Source organism: Acaryochloris marina MBIC11017 (assembly GCF_000018105.1).
GTDB classification, from domain to species: Bacteria; Cyanobacteriota; Cyanobacteriia; order Thermosynechococcales; family Thermosynechococcaceae; genus Acaryochloris; species Acaryochloris marina.
In genome coordinates this window covers 93,033-108,380 of the sequence record NC_009933.1, presented here as the reverse complement: position 1 = coordinate 108,380, position 15,348 = coordinate 93,033, and the positions used below count along the sequence as shown (strand labels likewise).

Sequence of the window (15,348 nt, the reverse complement as noted above, 5' to 3'; positions counted from 1 at the left end):
GATTACTGCCTCAATCCCTTGAAGTTGATATGTTTTCTGGGGTCAACGTTAGTCCCTGAATGGATATTCCCTTTTACATAGCCTTCAACCACTCCAAAATCTATATGGGGACCAGTAGATCTGCCTGTGCTTCCTACTGTGCCAATGACCTGTCCCGGATCTACGGTATCACCTACTTTTACATAATTGGTTTGATTGTGAGCATACCAAGTCGCCAACCCGTTGCCGTGGTCAATCAGAATGAAATTCCCATAATCTCCATTCCATTGACTCATTACAACTGTTCCACCATCTGCAGCCCTAAATGGGGTGCCAGCGGAATGGGCTAAATCAATTCCAGAATGCCAGTCAGTGTCCCCTGTAAAAGGATCGTAACGCCATCCAAAATTACTTGTAACAACGTAAGATGAGTCAGCTAAAGGGTTAGCCAGTTTCCCAGACGCCACCCCCGATCCTTGCTGAAAATTGACACTTCCATTGCTCGCCAACAACGCAGGATTACACCGCTGTGAATTCGTATTGATTGCTGCCAGCAGTGGATTCTGCCCTGCATTCCCATTCGGACCATATTGAGACAGAATTGCAGGGTCTTTCCATATCTCATGCTGTTCAGCTCCACCCGGTAAAGAGGTGAACTGACCATACCGAAGTACATTCCCAGCATGACTGTAAACATGTTGACCGAGCAACTGATCCGCTTGCTCAAACTCACCCGCCTCAATCAAGCCGAGAATGTCCGTCCCAATCTCATCACCAAAGGCTTGGATCAAGGCCACTGCCGCCTGATCGCGTTCGGCTTTATTCGTTGACCAAGCATCCAGACCATAACGCTCCAGAATTATTTGCCTCGTCTCAGGGATAAACTGATATTCCCCATACGCTCCTGTATTCGGATGGGCGTCAATATCCGTTCCCCCAGATGATTCACCCAAGGCAATGCGGGCGAGATACTGTCTCAGACGATGTTGAGGATCTGAGGGTTTGGTGGCTGTAATTCCCTGGCTACTGACTGCCCCTGGTCTACCCGGTATGCCCGTCAATTGTGGGGCACCACTTGACCCATCAATCGGCTGGAGCTGAACGCCATTGGATTGGGCTTTAGATTGCAAACCACTGTTGCTCTGTTGGTGTTGAAGTGTCCCTGGGAAAACACCCGAAAAACCATCATTACTGGTGGTTGCACTTTGGGATGGCGATGGATGTGTAACACCCGTGTAATTAAAGGTTATCGTGCCATTGTCTGCTTGATTCACTTCAAATCCATAGGTTCCTGCTTCCTGAGCAACCCAGGTTATGGTCGCATCCTCATTCTCTTCATTCACCAGTAAGCGACCTTGGGGATCTCGGTCAAAGCTTAAGCCTATGGCGGCTGAATCTGACTTGAATTGTTCAAAGGCTTCTACTTCGCCTTGGGGTGGGGGACTATTCCCCGATGTTGTCGTTCCCCCTAAGAAGTCAGGGACTTGGCAGAAGTCAATGGTTCTGGCCTTCTCGTTAATCCCTGGAAAGTAATCTTGGACTCTACGACGGGCGAGGATCGGGAAGATGCCCCCCACCTTGACTTTCCATGGTGTTTTGAAACTAAAGATATGAGCTGTGCAGTGCTTCTCAAATAGGATGGTGACACAGATCTGAAAGTCAATCCATAGTCTGGCTTCTGCGGGTTTGTCATCATATTCCGTGATATTCCCCAGGCTGAACTTAGTGAGAGAGCCATTGCCAAAGGGTTTGATACCTGCACGTTCCTTATTGCCAAACAGACAGAGAAACCCTTTACACCCTGGCACTTCCTGATCCCGACTCATCCATTCCTTTCCTAGAAGTGGATCACCAAGTATCGTAGTTCCTGGTTCAAGAGGGGCCATCTCAAACCGAGGGAACCCTCGCTCTGGTCGCTTGCTCCTGCTCGTGGCACTCTTAATCCCATGTTCTGGCTTGAATTTTGCATCAGGGGTGCCCCCACTGATCGGCCTACCATAATGTTCTTCTGGCCCATCTTGACCACTATGGGCAATATCAAACCGACCAAATATATCCCCTGCTAGAAGGTTGAAGACGACGGGAGCGACGATAGACCCAAGGGCCGTATCACTGAGGCCAGGGACGGAGCCTAGGATCTTGTCTTCAATGCCGGGGAATTGCTCTAAAGCCATATCTGCCAGTTGAGGAAGGGCTTGGTCTAGGGGCTGATTGGCGATATGGACGATGCCACCGATGGGCACTTGCTTGAGTTCGGGGAATTCTTGGATGATTTCATTGAGGGTGAAGTTTTGGATCTCATCAATGGCATAGTTCTGGGCGCGTTGTCGGGCGGATTTCCAGTTGCCTTCTATGACTTCAATGGTGAGAGCACCCACGGGTAAGCGGCGCAGCTCTGCGGGAATGTCATTGCCAATTTCTCGAAGTAAGACCTGTTCACCTTCTTGGAGTACCCCTTGCCAATTGCCATCTAGGAGGTCTTCAAAGGGGATATCTTTGAGGGCTGGGTTTTTATTCAGTTCGTTAATCAGAGCTTTCTTGCCCGTACTCAGGGCATTGCGTTGAAGCTGCTTCTGGGCACCTGTGGGATCTAGAACGACACCGACGACGGCTTGGAATAGGGGAGCTGAGTCTTTGAGTTTGATATCGCCGTTGTTGTAAATGTCTTTAACCTGTTCAAGGTTGAGGCCATTGACTAGTTCAATCTGGCCGATGGGCACTCCTCCGATGTCGGTGCCAATGGCATTGTTAAAGTCTCTGAGACTGTGTTTAGTAAAACCTGCAAACTGAGGGTTTTGCTTTAAGTCTCCAAACTTGATGATCCGATCTGGTGTGGCTCCAGCGGGCCAAGCCCGGTTGGGGTCATAGTTGAGGTTGGGGTCATTCACGACAACCCAACCGGGAGAGCTGGCACCGGGGAGACTGGAGAAGGAAACCCCTTGAGCTTCCGGGGGTGGTTCGTAGATTAACCCAGGAACATTGGCGAGTTCTAGGGCGGGATAGTACCCGACTTGTTGAGTTTGACTCCAGACGGGAAGAGTCTGAGAGGCTGCAATCAGGATGGAGGCGATGAGGGTAGGGCATCGCTTGAGAACATGGAGGGTCACAAACAAGAATCCCCTGTAGATGGGCTACAGAGGAAACATAGGCAGGATGACCTTTGAGGTGCAAATGGGTTGATATGTCAGGGGTTGAGGCTGTTGCCTGCATAGCTTGGGAAGTCACCTTTACCAAAGATGCAGACTTGATATCAGGAAAAGCCACTAATCAGTATTAGCAACACAAAATTTTGGCTACACATGTGTAACTTATTCCAAAATTCAAGGTTGCTTACCTTTGTATCACTTACGAGCAAAGGATTCTATAAAGGATTATGGGTGAGGGTTCTTCAGGAAAATTCAACGAAAGTGATGGTTTCTACCATTGATATCAATTCTTTAGGCTCTTCTATTTTCAGCATAAGAAAGTTTACGCACCACTAAGGTAAAAGTAACCAACATGATTACTTTTACCAATTAGTAATCAATTTAATATGAAATTTAAGATCGAGTAGAGAGGATCCTATCAAGGTTTTAGGTCAGGATATCATTCTTTATTGATCTCATCTTTAATCAAGGCATTGTGACATAATTTGACCTTAAATCGTGAAAGGGCAAGTAACATACATTTATTTTTAGGACAGAGGCTTATTATCAACCTAAATATCGATTAAAGCTCGTAAATTTGTGATAAATCATTAACCAGTAATACAAAGACATAGAAACTTACACCTATTAAATTTTTCTAAATAATTAGACTTAATCTCAATAAATTCAGTATATATCAGATCGAAATTGATATTTTATGCAACCTGAAAGAAATATTATTATTGAGTATCACAAATAGTCCATAAGGCAAAGAAAAATGTATTTCATTTGCCAAAACAACTAAAATTGAATATGTTTTTATATACTCGAATATATTCCTATATTCATTTTTAAGATTTGGATATATAGCATGTTAGATTATTCAAAAAATAATTTCAAAATCTGGGAAGAATATTATAAGAATTTCAGTTATATTACTGAAGCAGATATTAGACCAGAATGTCATCCCGTAATTATGGAATGGGAAGATCAGCGTGATCAAGCAATTGTTCTAATCCATGGTTTGACCGACTCTCCCTATTTCATGAGGGCAATTGGTGAGTTCTTCCACAAGACTTTAGGGTTCAATGTTTATATTCCATTACTCCAAGGTCATGGCCTACTTAATCCGAATGGGATGAAAGGTGTTTCTTTAGAAGAATGGAAGCGAAATGTAGAATTTGCGGTTGAATACGCAAAAACTAAAGGGAAGAAAGTATCCATTGGTGGGCTTTCAACTGGGGGTTCTTTAAGTGTCTTTATGGCAATGAAAGATTCTGATGATATCAATGGAGGCATATTTCTGTTCTCTGCTGCGTTAGATATTGCGGGGAAGAAGGGTAATCTTAAGGAATTTTTACTACGCACCCCAATTTCATCAATTGTTGACTTGGTGGAGGATAGATGGGGTGAACCCCTCATTGGCGATAACCCCTACCGATACTCAAGGATGGATACAGGTGGCGCTAAAATGCTGTCTAATCTTATTCAAGAAGTAGAAAAAATAACTGGAAAACTTGGTAAAAAAAGTCCTTTAAGCCAACCTCTATTCGTAGCTCACTCTGAATGCGACCAGGCGGCGGATATTGAGGGGGTAGAGGAACTAATTTTCAAAACTACAAAGAATAATAAGAACACTGAGTTCTATAGGATTGGCAAGCACTTCAATGTTCCTCACGCCAGTGTTGTACTGAAAGAACCTGTCTTGGCTTTAAATGGCTCTCCATTGGAACCTAAAAATCCTTTTTTTGAAGAAATGATGAATTCAATTCAAGAGTTTGTCAGTAAGGGTTTTTGAGTTAAGAGAAAATGAGTCACAGAAATTTTAGAAAGATATTAAATAATTTTAAAGATTGACTTTAAAAGTGCTAATAGTCTTTTCAAAATACAAGTTAAGTTATAGAGCTAAGAGCAAACAATCTTTTAAATAAATAGTTCTAACTATCACAATTCAAGAGTATCTCTAAAAATCAAATGAATAATCATCCTGATTTAGACCAGCTTAAAACAAGTCTAGAATATGAAGTCAGTATCAATTATAAAGTATCTCTTTTTCCATATAACCACAAAGAAAGAGGCTACAAAATAGATGCTAATGCACCAAATATATGGATAGTTATACACGGATTTAATAGTAGTCCTAAATCTAGTAGGATTGAACACTTTGTAAATAGCCTTGATGAAATAATTCGATCTAAACAAGGCGAAGTAATACCACATGTCAATACTGAAAATCTATACGGAATTAGTCCATCCGATCAGATTTTAATCATGGACTGGAGTACTGCTGCAAAAAGCAGCACTTTAAAGGGGATACCACTAAACTATATTTCTGTCTCACTAACTGTTGAACGTGTTGGTCATGCCCTGTCAGAGATACTGAAACAAGCTCGTGTGGAAACAAAGCAGATAAACATAATTGCCCATAGCTTAGGTAGCTATGTAGGAGCCTATGCTGCAAAGTTCCTTGGTGGTGTAAATACCATGACTTTATTAGATCCTGCAGCAACATACAATCCGCCAGAGTATAAAGAACCTATCGATATTTTGGAAAATGCACCCAGGTTTGATGAAGTTTCCAATTACTCTATACAGTACGGTAGTACTTCTAAGCTCGGAACAAGAGATACACTTACGCATGAAAGCTACTGGGTTGACATTCCAGGTATAAACCCAAATGATGAACACGGTGAAATATTGCGTTGGTTTATTGATAATGCTAGACGGCCTATCAAATCTGGTATTGCTAGTAAATTTAATTTTTTTGCATCTGAACCACAATACTCAAAAATTGGTCTTTTGAAAGATGATGCAGATGTTGATGGTTGGGAAGGTACATTTTGGGCTATTTACCATGGTGATGGCTGGTTTACATCAGAGCCAAAAATCTTTCCCGGCAAGAAACAAAGAACTTTGGTTCAACAGGCTTTGGTATTTATCCCAACATAAAATTGAAATATTTTAACTCGATTCTAATTTGAATAACTGACGAGAAACAACAGATTATTCTACTAATTTTCTTTAGAAATACTCTGGAAAATTCCTTTTTACTAAGGGTCTGAAAGGCTGCAATAAGGATGGAGGCGATGAGGGTAGGGCATCGCTTGAGAACAGTGAGGGTTACAAACAGGAATCCCCTGTAGATGGGCTACAAAGGAAACATAGGCATGATAACTTATGCGGTGAAAATCGTTTGATATAACAGGGACAAGACCTCTTTCAACATCAAGCTAACGATATGGTTCATGACTAAAATTCTAGGCCAGATCGTGGCATAAATTGAGCTAATAGCACATCATGAAACGAATATTCTAAGAGGCATACAAAAGCTGTAGTTTATGATTTTTTTAATTGTATAAAAAAGTAATATGAGAGTTGCTAATGTGAAGAAATATAAGCATTCGCATAAATTAAATTCTTGAAATTGATATTTCACCAAAAGCATATGATAAATTAGTTACTCAAATTATAAAGCTGCAAACTGTAATTTCATTTCCAAAATTAATTTAAGTCGTTAATTTATCGAAATATGGACTATAACAAAGAAGCCTTTAATTGTGCTCAAAAATCAACAACTGCCCCTACTTTTTTAGAGGCAAGAGCTATTTTGGCAGATATTCAAATAAAAAAAATTACCAACCAAGATGTCTTAGAATACGTTCAATATTGCAATGAATTAGCTGATTTTTGTATTAAGTATGGTATCTCTCGTGATAACATGCCAACTTTTTTAGGCGTTATTACTGGTACTGACTATCGCAAAGCTGCCGGAATAACTATTTGGGAGAGCATTAAGGATCTTAGTATTATTAACGGTCCTGCAAAAATGATTCTAAGTGGTTTATGGATGAGATTGAGGCTTTCAGGCTGGTTTAAATTGCATGATAAACTTACGAAGCAATACAGTCCCGAGGGATCTAAAGCCTAATTCAAATCACTATCAGGCTTTCAGCTCAGTACATGTGGTGAATTGAGCTGAAATCGTTGCTGCAGTTTGATGTTTTCTGTAAACAATTCAGTAACTTTGATACACACCGCATCAACCCACTGGCACCAACTCAACCTCTCCATCGAACCGCCAGTACTGCGTCACTTCCCTGGTCCTACGCTGAGGATTAGATACGAGCCTCGAAATGTGACTCCCACCCCGCACATCCACTAACTGATCCGTGGCAATCTCCCCACCTATTGCAGCTACCGTCCCCATCACTCTATCCCCAAAAGACTCTCCTCCCTGACGCTTCAGTTGCGCTCTCAGGTACTTGGTATTCTTGCGCCTGACCTCCATCGTCCCTGGTTCAATCGCTTGACCATTGATGCTGACCACATGAGCCGTGAACTGCAAGCCATTCATCTGCTGAATCTTGGCCTCAGCCATCTGACCTTTGTGGGGACCACTGGTAATTTTCAAAGGGATGACCATCTGTTGAGCCTCTTGAGGGGATAACCATTCCACATGATCAATCACTTTGGCCTTCATTGAGGTGCGCGTCGGTGCAGTAGCGCTCTGGCCTGCACCATAGAACTCCGCCTCAAACTGATCCACCGTTTGAATCTCACCTGCCATAAAGTTCACCTGATAGTCAGGCGTTACTTTTTTCCGAGGTTTGGACTTGCTCTTACTGGCAAAGGCCAACTTAACAGGCTTAGTCTGGGGCCTTGGCGTATAGGCGGGACGAGGGACTGTTGGGTTTTTGACAATGGAATTGGTCTGAGGTGATGACTGGGGTTTCTGGCTAATCTGATAGCGTTTACAGCCTGGAACGTTAATATTCCGCTCCACATAGCCCACACATTCACTCAATGAGGGACCCTTCGCAAGCAAGGAGGGGCTGGGGTTAGCTGGGGTAAAGCTGCTTTTGGGAGATGGACTGCGATAGAGCCGACGAGGAAGGCTAACGGTATTCTGGCGCTGAACGGGTTTACCCCCCACAGGCACAGGCTTCTTTTGTTTGGCTTGTCGAGCTTTCTGAGCCTGCTGCTTGAGCCGCTTTTGTCGCTGTTGAAATGGCTCTAACTCTGCGGCCTGAGTCAATCCCATATTGTCTTGGGTAAGCTGGGCTTTCTCTAATTCAGACTGCTGAAGTTTTTCCGTCAGCTCGATAATCTGCTTATCCTTGTCCCCCAAGGCCATCACCACCGGGGGTTTTGGCCCCCAAATCTTATAGCCCACAAATCCCAGGATGATCAGGGGGATGGCGATACTCCCAATCCTGAACCAGGGCTGGAGATAGTAGGGATGTTTGACTTTATCCCCTGGATCGACCAGTTTCTCTAGATCGTTGATGGGCCGACCTTCAGCAATCTTGTTCTCTTCTAAGAGTTCATTGAGTTCCGGGTCATCCAACAATGCCGCTTTGGCTTCCTCGACCTGGCGTTTGTCTGTCGGCATGTCTCGCTCCTTGTCTTTGCTCTCTGGGTTGTTCTAGGTGGGCAGATCCACAATGTTGGTAATCAGTAGCTCTGAATGCAGGGCATCATCAATCATGCGGCCCAGGTCCGTATCGGCAATTTGCCAGTTGGGTCGAAAGCCTTGGACGGCTCTCAGGGTCAATATCTTGTTGACCTTGACGGGGTTAAAGATCAGGTTGTTTTGACCATCAAAGCGGTATTGGGTGGCATACAAGCGCACATCCCATTCATGGGCCTCTGGGTCCATACGCTCAATCTTGGCTCCCGTAATGGTCGTCTTTGTATGCTGGGGCTTGCCCACATAGTTAGCAAAAGGGTCTTTGGCTTTGGCATAGGTGATATGCTGACGCCCTAACCACTCTGCCCGGATATCAGGATGGATTTTGAAAGCTTGGGTGTACATGGGCAGGGGATAGATTAGCTTGCCTTCATTTTGACCTTCGCCATTCATCGGCCAGGTGTAGGCCACGGAGACAAATTCCTGGGCAAACCGCATCACCACCTCATCACTCCGGTAGAGGGGATCCACGGGCTTACCTTTGACCACCAACCCAGAGTCGGTTTGGATATACACCTGAGAGGGGGCTTGCGCTCTAGCTCCTTGAGTAAACCAGGAAAAGCATACGAGGATATTCAGCAGTAAGGCGGATACCACCAGTAGGGGGAGGAAGCGAGAGAGTTTCTTAGTCATCGTTCATTACCACTCGTCGTAGATCGAATAATCAAACTCGGAATCAGGATCACAAACCCCTCTAATCCTTCTCCCACCACCAGAACTCGCCACTCCAAAAAGGAATTGCACCAACAGTAGAAACAGCACAAATCCCGTAAACCAAAACCAAACGATGTATATATGGTCAAAGGTCCAGCAGAAGGCGAAATAGAACAGCACGGTCATGCCATAGATAAACCGGAAGTCCGACCACCAGAATCGAAACTCAGGGATAAAGAGCTGACAGGTAATTAACCCACAACCCAAGGTGAAAAAAGAATCTAACCCCGAAAGCTGGTCTGCCCCAGCAAAGATGCGGTGATAAGCGGCAAACAGCGTCAAGACAACACAGGCCATCAAGCCTGATAGGGGATTGAGTTCAGCCATTCCACCTCGAATGACCATCAGCAGAATGGCAAAAGCAACAAAGACGACGATTAGGGTGAGATATAAGGGCATTTTTTATTGACCTCTCAATGACCTCATGGGCTTAGTGTGAACATAGACAGAATGAGGAAGGAGCAGCAAATTAGTTTAGTAATATTGCTCTCGGCGGTTCCGGGCTGAAATCATCGCTGAGGTGGCAATGCCCCCTGCAATGCCCCCCGCTGCACTGGCAACACCCAAGGCACCCCCTCGAAAACTAGCAGCGGCCTTAAACCCACCGAGGAAGATTGAACCGGACACCAAGGGGGCGAGCAATCCATAGGTCAAAGGGAAGATATACCCGCCCAAGTCAACTAGGGTGGGTCGTTGCAGCATCAGGGCCACGATTCCAATGCAGAAGATATTGGCAAACTCCGCTAGGGAAAACATCAGCAGGGAGAACAGGTTCAAATCAAAGAGAAAATGTCGCTTGGTGGGCATCAGGGAAATGGCATAGGTAATCGGTGCGCCGACTGCCGTCAGATAGAACCCCATATTCAAAAACGAGGTCCAGGCCCATTGAATGGCTCGGAAGATTAGGCGGTAGGTCTCCTGTGCCCCATGCTTAGCGGCATCTGCCGCGAGTTCTCCTAGTTTTTGAATGGGGATGACGAAGGTATCCAGGTTTTCCGCCACAATCGCAGGCACACCTTGGACCCCGTACCTCTTCAAGTCTTTGACGATACCCACCCTTGTACCGACACAGCCATCGGCACATTCAGCCTCGACTTTGGCTTGCAGGGTTTTGATATAGTCCACCATCGACTGAATACACCGAACCTTCTTGTAGTACTGACGCTGCTCATCCGTGAGGGGCGTCTCGGGATTCGTGGGTTCTTCTAAGGAGGGAATGGTGGTGATGGGGGTCTCAATCTGGTTGCATTGCTTGGCGCGAAAGGCCACATTCTCTCGATACTTCTCTGAGAAATAGGCATCCTTAATCGCACTGCGGAAGGTGGTGGCAAACTCAGATTGAGCATAGGCTTCTCCCGTAATCCCTAAGCGGGCCTGATTGACGAACATCCCCACGGCATGGACCCCAGCAAACTGATTGGCGAGGAGGGCGAGGATGACCACGACGGGGAAGACACTTTTAATGGTGAACTCATTGCCTTTTCGCAAGCTGGTGCCGCTGGACATCATCCCCGACCCGTAATGGAGAAGGACCACGAATAAGGCAATCAGGGTCACCCATCGGACAACTGTACCCACAGCTCCAAAGGCAATTCTTTGGGTATCACCACTAATACCCGTGGAGCGGTCAAAGGTGGCGTTCCAGAGGTCATCCCAAAATGCGTCATGGGCAACGGAGGGTTCTAAATCGCTGATCAGGTCTTCGGCAAAATCCGCATGGGCATGGGTCGCTTGATAGAGGACGATGATCACCCCCAAGACCAGAGCGATGGCTATCCTACGGTTGCGTTTGTCCTGAAGGATTTGGCTGAGGTTCCACCAAGTTTGGGAAATGAAGCAGGTTACTGGTGTCGGCTGCGGCCAGGTGTTGATACATATCCTTGCGCTTTTCATAGGAATAGTGGTTGTTGAGGGTGGTAAATATCTGACCGTTTTGTCGCAGTTGAGCGGCATCTAGATATTGAGAAACGGTCTGTTTGTCTACGAGGATGGATTGGGTGGTGACGATATTGCCCAAGGCTGAAGTGTTGCGGACCATTGATTCGTTGATGGCATTCAGTTGAAAGGCATTGCCCGCCAAGATGTTGGCAATCTCGGTGTTTTGCTTCGTCTCAAGTTTGTTGACGGCTTGGGTGGATTTGGCGCTTTGAGCGGAGGTGCCATATTCACCGACAACGGTACTGGCATAGATGCTCTGGTCTTTGACTTGGGTAGAGGCGAGGACGGATTCTAGCCCCCCTTGAGCGGCGGCAGCGGCAGCGTCTCTGGCATCAGCGGCGACTTGATCTTGGACTTTGAGGATCTCTTGAGCTTCTGGGGAGTACACGAAGTCCCCGGTCTTTTGGATGGCGTTTTTGTAGACGATGTTTTCGTTTAAGGCTTTGACCCGCCATTCATAAGGTTCTTTGGGTTCCAGCTTTAAGGCTCCGATTGAGCCAGCCGTGGCATAGGCGGGACCTTGATTCCCTTGACCAATCAGGATGGGGGTGGAGCGATTTGAGGCAGTGGTGGCTTTCTGGGGGTCAATAATGCCGTACTGCTCTAGAATTCCAAATACTCCATCGGTGATGCTGTTAGCGTTTTTCCCCGTAATGCCCTTATAGACCTGTTCAGCAAACTTGTAGCTCTTTAAGCCTTTCTGGGCTTTTCCGAGAATATCGAACAGCTTCAAGGTGCTGGAATGAATCGGTCTATTGTTGCTCGGACCCAAGAAGATATCTTTGAGGAAGTTTGGTTTAGGGCTATCGTCAAAGGGATTATCCTGGGTTACACTGACATCCCCTGTGGTACTGGGACTACCCGATGGGAAGGTGGGGGCATTCTTCGGTAGGGTTATGTCATCAGAGAAGACTTGGGCTTGGGTAAGCTGGGGGCTAGAAAAAACAATGATCAGGGACAAGAGAACAGCTTGGTTACGGTTCATGACTTAGGCTCCGATATGAGACAGGGGTAGGTTGAGTTTGTAAGCCCGTTTCAGCAGATGCCCAAATTTGATATAGCCCTGGAGGGGATTGTCAGGATAGAGAGCCAGGATCCGGTCCCTGGCTGCAGTTTCTTCAGGTTGGGTACAGAGCAGGGCAATCATCAGGGCTGAGGTGTAGAACAGCAGTTCATAGTGTTGATTCCCTTTCCGCAGATACCAGGAGGTGCAGAGTTCCGCGAGGTTGGGGGCATATTCAGCTCGGACATATTTGGAGAGGACTTCAGGCTTGAGGCGCAGATGCTTAGAGGCATTCTCAACGGCAGTGGGATTGCAATGTCCATAGAAGACAGCATCCAGGTTGTTAAGGATATCTCGGCCTCCTTCTGACTGAACGAGGGTGTTCTCTTCAGTTCCAGCAATAACCACGTTCTTGGCTTCTTTCCTTCCCTTCGTGCAGATCTCAGCGAAGCGGATGGAGATGGAGCGGTACTTAAAGGTGGTGGAGATTTCATCGCCAAAGATGGCGGAGCGAGGATAGCGGAACGATTGCAGCTCCATCAAGTTAATCGCAGCCATGGAATAGATGACGCTCTCTTGGGGGTCTTGCAGGTCCGTCAGGCCAATGACGAGGGTTTGGAGGTCGAAGTTAAAAGTGTTGATGCCATTGATGGAAGCTCCTAGATCCGTAGTGAGGACGGCTTCCAGTTCCGTGCGGATCATGGCGATGGCTTGCAGTTCCAAATCCTCACAGTCTTTGTCTTGTTTGTACTGTCTCACCCACTGGGGAAAGTAATCTACGAAGTCTTGGAGGATAGGCATTCGTTGGGATGGCTCAGACCCAAAGGCAGCGGCTTTGGCGATGCGATAGCGTTGATCAATCTCCGATAAGGCCCGCCAGTCTTGATAGCTCAATGCCAGGACAGACTTGATGGTTTTGTAGAGGGGATGGTCGAGGTCATCTCCTAGGACTAAGGCCCGCAGGAGACTGAGGTGGTTTTGCTTGATTTTCTTCAGGAGTTGGACACTGAGGAGATCGCCTGCCCAGCTTGTATCGATTTCAGCGAGGACGTTGATGATGTGTTCTTTGATATTGAAGTAGGCTGCAGCAACATTGATGGCCTGAAGCTGCTTCAAAAACGGCTGATAGGTACTCTTGCCGTTTCCAGGGGGGACATCAATCACGACGGTAAAGATGCGGTGGATGATGTTCTCTAGGATCATCCGGTTCATCAATACGGATTTACCCACTCCCATGGGTCCAAAGATGGCTATCAGATTCTTCTTTAAGGCTGTGTTGAGATGGACAGGAATGGCAACGCCGCGAGAGACAAAGGGGATACCCTGTTTATCGATGGTTTGGGGATGGACTAGGGGCATCAAGGGAACCCCCTGATTGCATTGGTATTCTTCTCGCCGCAGTTGGGGTTTGGAGAACAAGCTTTGCCAGTGGAAGGGATGACTGGAGATCCAATGAGTCATCAGGTGATTGCTGACTTGCTCGGTTTTGCTGGTGGGCAGTCGGCGAATCAGGTCTTGAACGGCAGCGGTAAGGCTGGCTTTGTCAGCTCGATAGACCCAGATTCCGAGGCTGACTTTGAGGGGCCAGCGACCGGAACTAAGTTCACGGGAGGCATCGACGAGTTCATTCACATCCGTCTCTGCCTGGACGTTGCGGGTGCTGTGCAGGAGTTGAGCATCGATGGCTTTGCGGTTGCGTTCTTTGATGGCGGAGTTGACGAGCTTCAGGCGGGAGTCAGGTTCAATCTGGGTGATTTCTGAGATCAGGCGATAGCCATGAAATCCCTCTAGGGCTTGGAGGAGGAATTTCATGTAACCAATAGAGAGGAAGTTATCGATTTTGTTGTAGGTACTAAGCTGGTTGATTTTGACGAGAGCAGCCCATTGATCCTTGATGGGGTGATAGAGGGTGTAGAGGTAGGGGGTGGGAACGGCGGGTAAGCCTCGCTCGGGGCTGAACAGTTCTCCGAGGATGTGATAGGGCAGAGGCTGATCTTCATTAAAGGGAGACAGGCCCGCTTCACTGTAGGTAATCGATTGAGGACAGGGGTCAGCGGGTTCTGCATGGGTGTCTTCCCAGTCGATGGCCCACAGGTCTTCTTTGCTCATAGGCTGGGGTTTGACGCCCATTTGAGTCAAGGCTTTGACGGTGGGGATATACCCGGCTTGATAGGCCCGGTCTAAGACTTTCTCCCAGGCTTGTTTGGAGCTAAAGCCTTCGGGTTGGGGGTTGAGATATTCTTGGAAGGTGCCGACTAGGGGCTGGGTATGGGCGAGGAGTTTATCTAAGCGGTCTTCTTTGACGGCATAGTCATCGGCTAAGCTGAGGCGATACTTGGCATAGACACGGATGACGGAATGGACAAGTTTACCTTCTGCGGCGAGGTCAACGGCGACTTGAGCCTCACTTTTGATCAGCTTTTCACTGAGAAGATCTAGATCGTTGTGGGTGACGAGATCATGTTGATGAAGGAGGACTGCATCAGCAGAACCTTCCACGTCCCAGAAGAATTTGAGTTCGATGCCAGGAATTTTCTGGAGGGCCATGACAATGGTCTGCAATCTGTCCATTGCATCTTGCTCTGACAGGGTGGGGTCAATCCCTTTTAGGGTGAAGCCAAAAATGAGCATGGCTCGGTCATGCTTGTCTTGATGGACAAGATAGAAGCCGATGTCTTCACCGAGGAGCATTTCTCCATAGGCTCTGAGGTCAAATTCAGGCTCTATTTTCTTCAAGGCTTTCTGCTTAGTCTGTCGGCGGAAAAGCTGACTGAGTTTGAAGGGTTCAGGTAGTTCAATCACCATCAGGGGGACTCCTCCCTTGACTTGGTAGTTCGGACGGTCACTGTAGTACCGTCGCTGTTTGCTCATGCGGGCAAAGATGCGGGAGTAGTCTTTGCCCAAGGCCAACACAGTGAGGACAAAGATTCCTAACCAGAGGAATACAGCCATAAACCAGCCGATGGAGAAGCCGAGGATAAAGCAGATGCAGCCACTGGCCGCTAGGGTGATAATCTGCTGTCCACTTAGGACTTGGAATTGAGTGGGGCCGATGTAGGGGTTGATTTTGCCGTAGCGCAGTTCTTTTTCAATCTGTTCGGTCTGGGTCATGTAATGTC

Annotated in this window: 10 protein-coding genes; 3 read left to right on the top strand and 7 right to left on the bottom strand. The window is 46.8% G+C overall.

All coding sequences use genetic code 11. The annotated features are described in order from the left end of the window. Window positions 1–2 precede the first annotated feature (2 nt). Complete coding sequence (locus AM1_RS37315) at window positions 3–3,086, bottom strand: M23 family metallopeptidase (protein ID WP_049783932.1); 3,084 nt, start codon at window positions 3,084–3,086, stop codon at window positions 3–5. An 889-nt stretch (window positions 3,087–3,975) separates the two neighbouring features. Here AM1_RS37315 and AM1_RS37310 point away from each other — a divergent pair. From AM1_RS37310 to AM1_RS37300, 3 genes are all read left to right on the top strand, one after another. Next, complete coding sequence (locus AM1_RS37310; protein WP_012168512.1) at window positions 3,976–4,902, top strand: alpha/beta hydrolase; 927 nt, start codon at window positions 3,976–3,978, stop codon at window positions 4,900–4,902. 176 nt (window positions 4,903–5,078) lie between these two features. Then, entirely contained in the window at window positions 5,079–6,053 is a 975-nt protein-coding gene (locus tag AM1_RS37305) for an alpha/beta hydrolase family protein (RefSeq protein ID WP_012168511.1), read from the top strand. A 580-nt stretch (window positions 6,054–6,633) separates the two neighbouring features. Further along, on the top strand, window positions 6,634–7,032 hold the full coding sequence (locus AM1_RS37300; protein ID WP_012168510.1) for a hypothetical protein: 399 nt from the start codon (window positions 6,634–6,636) through the stop codon (window positions 7,030–7,032). A 111-nt stretch (window positions 7,033–7,143) separates the two neighbouring features. Here AM1_RS37300 and AM1_RS37295 read toward each other — a convergent pair whose 3' ends face one another. The 6 genes from AM1_RS37295 to AM1_RS37270 form a co-directional block, all read right to left on the bottom strand. Beyond that, complete coding sequence (locus AM1_RS37295; protein WP_012168509.1) at window positions 7,144–8,496, bottom strand: hypothetical protein; 1,353 nt, start codon at window positions 8,494–8,496, stop codon at window positions 7,144–7,146. Between the two features lie 33 nt (window positions 8,497–8,529). Beyond that, the gene (locus AM1_RS42780) at window positions 8,530–9,207 is read right to left on the bottom strand and encodes a hypothetical protein (protein ID WP_012168508.1); all 678 of its coding nucleotides are present in this window, start codon (window positions 9,205–9,207) and stop codon (window positions 8,530–8,532) included. 6 nt (window positions 9,208–9,213) lie between these two features. Then, window positions 9,214–9,687: a hypothetical protein gene (locus AM1_RS37285; protein ID WP_012168507.1), complete on the bottom strand. Its 474-nt coding sequence runs from the start codon at window positions 9,685–9,687 to the stop codon at window positions 9,214–9,216. Between the two features lie 75 nt (window positions 9,688–9,762). Then, a complete protein-coding gene (locus AM1_RS37280) occupies window positions 9,763–11,181 on the bottom strand; it encodes a hypothetical protein (RefSeq protein WP_238549406.1) in 1,419 nt (472 codons plus the stop codon). After that, a complete protein-coding gene (locus tag AM1_RS37275) occupies window positions 11,066–12,211 on the bottom strand; it encodes a hypothetical protein (RefSeq protein ID WP_012168505.1) in 1,146 nt (381 codons plus the stop codon). The genes AM1_RS37280 and AM1_RS37275 overlap by 116 nt, the downstream gene beginning before the upstream one ends. Before the next feature lie 3 nt (window positions 12,212–12,214). Further along, complete coding sequence (locus AM1_RS37270) at window positions 12,215–15,340, bottom strand: ATP-binding protein (RefSeq protein WP_012168504.1); 3,126 nt, start codon at window positions 15,338–15,340, stop codon at window positions 12,215–12,217. Window positions 15,341–15,348 lie beyond the last annotated feature (8 nt).

Bases quoted from the DNA above. Each gene is read 5' to 3' on its own strand.
- AM1_RS37270 (WP_012168504.1), bottom strand. From the start codon at position 15,340: ATGACCCAGACCGAACAGATTGAAAAAGAACTGCGCTACGGCAAAATC.
- AM1_RS37305 (WP_012168511.1), top strand. From the start codon at position 5,079: ATGAATAATCATCCTGATTTAGACCAGCTTAAAACAAGTCTAGAATAT.
- AM1_RS37300 (WP_012168510.1), top strand. From the start codon at position 6,634: ATGGACTATAACAAAGAAGCCTTTAATTGTGCTCAAAAATCAACAACT.
- AM1_RS42780 (WP_012168508.1), bottom strand. From the start codon at position 9,207: ATGACTAAGAAACTCTCTCGCTTCCTCCCCCTACTGGTGGTATCCGCC.
- AM1_RS37280 (WP_238549406.1), bottom strand. From the start codon at position 11,181: ATGAAAAGCGCAAGGATATGTATCAACACCTGGCCGCAGCCGACACCA.
- AM1_RS37285 (WP_012168507.1), bottom strand. From the start codon at position 9,687: ATGCCCTTATATCTCACCCTAATCGTCGTCTTTGTTGCTTTTGCCATT.
- AM1_RS37295 (WP_012168509.1), bottom strand. From the start codon at position 8,496: ATGCCGACAGACAAACGCCAGGTCGAGGAAGCCAAAGCGGCATTGTTG.
- AM1_RS37275 (WP_012168505.1), bottom strand. From the start codon at position 12,211: ATGAACCGTAACCAAGCTGTTCTCTTGTCCCTGATCATTGTTTTTTCT.
- AM1_RS37310 (WP_012168512.1), top strand. From the start codon at position 3,976: ATGTTAGATTATTCAAAAAATAATTTCAAAATCTGGGAAGAATATTAT.